At 59.0% G+C, this 3,156-nt stretch carries 2 protein-coding genes; both read right to left on the reverse strand.

Translation table 11 applies throughout. From position 1 onward, the window contains the following. Positions 1-2,245, reverse strand: a 2,245-nt coding sequence (locus tag AAC035_RS20105; protein ID WP_339806893.1) for a transporter substrate-binding domain-containing protein, incomplete at its 3' end; no start/stop codon positions are given. Continuing rightward, positions 2,245-3,156: diguanylate cyclase (locus AAC035_RS20110; protein WP_339806894.1), on the reverse strand; the 912-nt coding region annotated here is incomplete at its 5' end. The genes AAC035_RS20105 and AAC035_RS20110, both read right to left, overlap by 1 nt.

Here is a 3,156-nt window from a genome sequence, read left to right on the forward strand (position 1 = left end):
TGCCTACACCGGTATCCGACACCGTGAAGCACAGCCGACACTGTCCCGGTGTATCACGACCGTCCTGACTCAGCGGATCTGCGGTCACCCGAACGCTTACACCACCTTCGTGAGTAAACTTGATGGCGTTGCCGACCAGGTTAAATAACACCTGGCGCAGACGGATTTCGTCCAGCATCAGGGCCAGAGGTACTTCCGAATCAACGCTGATTTCCAGGCTGACCCCCTGCTCCCGGGCCCGCAAATCAAAAATATGACGCACATCCTGCAACAGCCGTCGAACTGAGACCGGAACGTATTCGAGTCGCATCTTGCCCGCCTCGATACGGGACAGGTCCAGAATGTCATTGATCAGCATCAGCAGGCTGCGACTGCTGGCCTGGATAGCCCCCAGATAATGCTGCTGTCTGGGATCCGTGACACTGGCAGACAGCAGGTCACCGTAGCCGATTACCGCATTCATCGGGGTGCGGATTTCGTGGGACATATTGGCCAGAAACTCACTTTTCGCCCGATTGGCACTTTCTGCCTCCCGCGCCAGTCGCTCCGCTTCGAGCTTTGCCGCCCGCAGATCATCTTCACTGCGCCGCAACGCATGCTCCGAACGAATCCGCTCATCCACTTCCCGTGACAGCTTCCGGTTCCAGTAAAGAAAGATAAACACCACCACCAGGGCAATCAGTACGACCCGTTTGATGGCGGTGTAATCAGGGTCGCGCTCAATATCGAGATGAATCCAGCGGTTGTAGATGGCGTCAGTTTCCGTCGCACTGAGATTTCCCAGCGCCTTGTTGAGAATCCGCAGCAATTCCGGCCGGTCACGGTTCACCGCCAGTCGGAGCTCGTACTGATAGGGTGTGATACTGGTGATCCGGAGATTGGACAATCCAAGTCTGGCCACCGTGTAGCTGACACCCGGTATATGGGTCACCATCACATCCAGGTCGCCATTGGACAGGGCCAACAGGCCTTCCTGAAGCGAGCTGACAGGATAAATGTTCAGGTCCGGATGATTGATCAGCAGATAGTCGTGAGAGGCGTGCTGGCGCAACACGCCCACGCGCTCGCTTCTCAGCTCCCGCAAATCTCCGATAAACCGGCCGTCATCGCGGATCACCAGAACAATCGGCAGATTCAGGTAGCTGCGGGTGAACAGAAACTCGTCCTCGCGACGGGGTGTCCGTGGCAATGCCGGCAGCACATCAATGGCACCTTCGCGCAACAGCTGCTCTGCAGACGACCAGTCCGTTAACTGGCGATCAACAAAATCAACTCCCAGATCCTGGCCCAGGCGATTCACCAGATCCGGCACCAGGCCCCGGGTATTGTCGCCCTCCCTGAATTCAAAGGGCGGCCAGCCGTCCCGGTAAGCCACCGTCAGCTCCGGGTGGCGGCGCAACCACTCCTGTTCCGCCATGGTCAGTGCAAGGCCGCCATTGGCACTGCGCTGGAAAACCGGCTCCGGCAACCAGGCCTGGCGAATGGTGCGATGCTCATTATGACCGATAGAGGCCACTGCCCGGTTGAGTACATGATGCAGCTGTGACTCCGAATCCGGCACGGCCAGGACCACATCCACCTTCTGGTGATCCAGCAACACGGACAGACTGACGCCATTGATCAACGCGGATTGCAGATAATCCTGCACCACCGGCACCGGACCGATGAATGCATCGGCCTGACCGGACAGCACCATGCTCACCGCTTCACCAAAACCTGAAACCGGCACCGGGGTGAATGACTCAACCGGATCAAGTAGCGCGAACTGGCTGTCATCCAGTGCCACCACAGCAATCCGACGTCGCTCCAGATCACCGATCCGGCGGATACCGGCGTCGCCAGAGTCTGCATAAATGCCGTAGGTCAGGGTCATCAGTGGCCGGGTGTGCAGCCAGCCCCCAGGCACCGCTGACTCCCGTAACCGGGTTGCAATTCTTGCCAATGGCGCATCCGCCGGCTCACCCTGGCGGGCTGCCGGCAACAGTTGCGGTAAGAGCGGTGTCCGCAGTTTGCGGCCCAGCAGCTCGAGGTAGTCAATGTAGGTGCCGGCAAGCCAGCCATCCGCCGTACCAAAAGCCAGCGGGGTGTGGCCCGGGGGCACACCGACCGGGATACTCTCAAGCGAATCAAGCCAGGCCAGATCCTCCGCCCCCAGCACCGGGAACGGCATTGGCAATTCAGGCTCGGCCCGGGCCAACATGACAAAGAAGCACAGCCCGACCGCTGCCAGATAACGCCGTAACATTACTCAGTGCCCTGCTGATTCGTCATTTCAATCCGGTTACGGCCATTTTGCTTGGCCTGGTATAGCGCTTTATCGGCTTCATCGAATACCACATCGGGGCCGGCGCCTTCACGGAACCAGGACAGCCCTGCAGAAAAGGTCACATTGACCGGTTGACCCTGAAAATGAAATGGCAACTGCCCGATATGCAGCCGCAAATCGTCGATAACAGTCCGTGCCACATCCATCCGCGTTTCAGGCAGCAGAACCACAAACTCCTCACCACCATACCGGGCTACAAAGTCGGTGGTTCGCAAACGCTCCCGGAGCGCACGGGCAACCAGCTGTAACACCTTGTCACCGGCCTTGTGACCATAGGAATCGTTGACCTGTTTGAAGTGATCGATATCAAGAACGCAGAGTGTTATGGGATGACCATACCGGCGCCAGCGGTCGTACTCGAATACCAGCCGGTCATCCCAGGCTTCGCGGTTGGGCAGGTCGGTCAGAATATCGGTCAATGCACGCTGACGCTCTTCCTGCAGCTTTTCGCGAATCTGCTCACAATGGGTTTCCATGGCTGCCAGCTTTTCCTGCATGGCCCGCAGCTGGCCGGACAGCACAGCCTCACGCTCCTGTTCCTGCTGGCGGAATCCGTCCAGGCGCTGACCGATGGTATCCAGATGCTGACCCACCGATTCCCGCAAGGCATCCAGATCCGAGGCCTCAGACATGTGGCTGCCGATCGTCACCAGCTCCAGGCGGACCGATGATTCCAGCGTGGCGGAGGCGGAACGGCGATCTTCCTGAGCTTCTGCCTGCTCGCTGAAGTGGCCCTGCAAAGACCCCAGTCGCTCGTCCAGCCGCTGCAGAAACGCCTCGAACTCACGCTGCCCATGACCAACGGCCGCAATCACCAGTTCGGCGGTTTC

Source organism: uncultured Marinobacter sp. (assembly GCF_963974375.1).
GTDB lineage: Bacteria > Pseudomonadota > Gammaproteobacteria > Pseudomonadales > Oleiphilaceae > Marinobacter.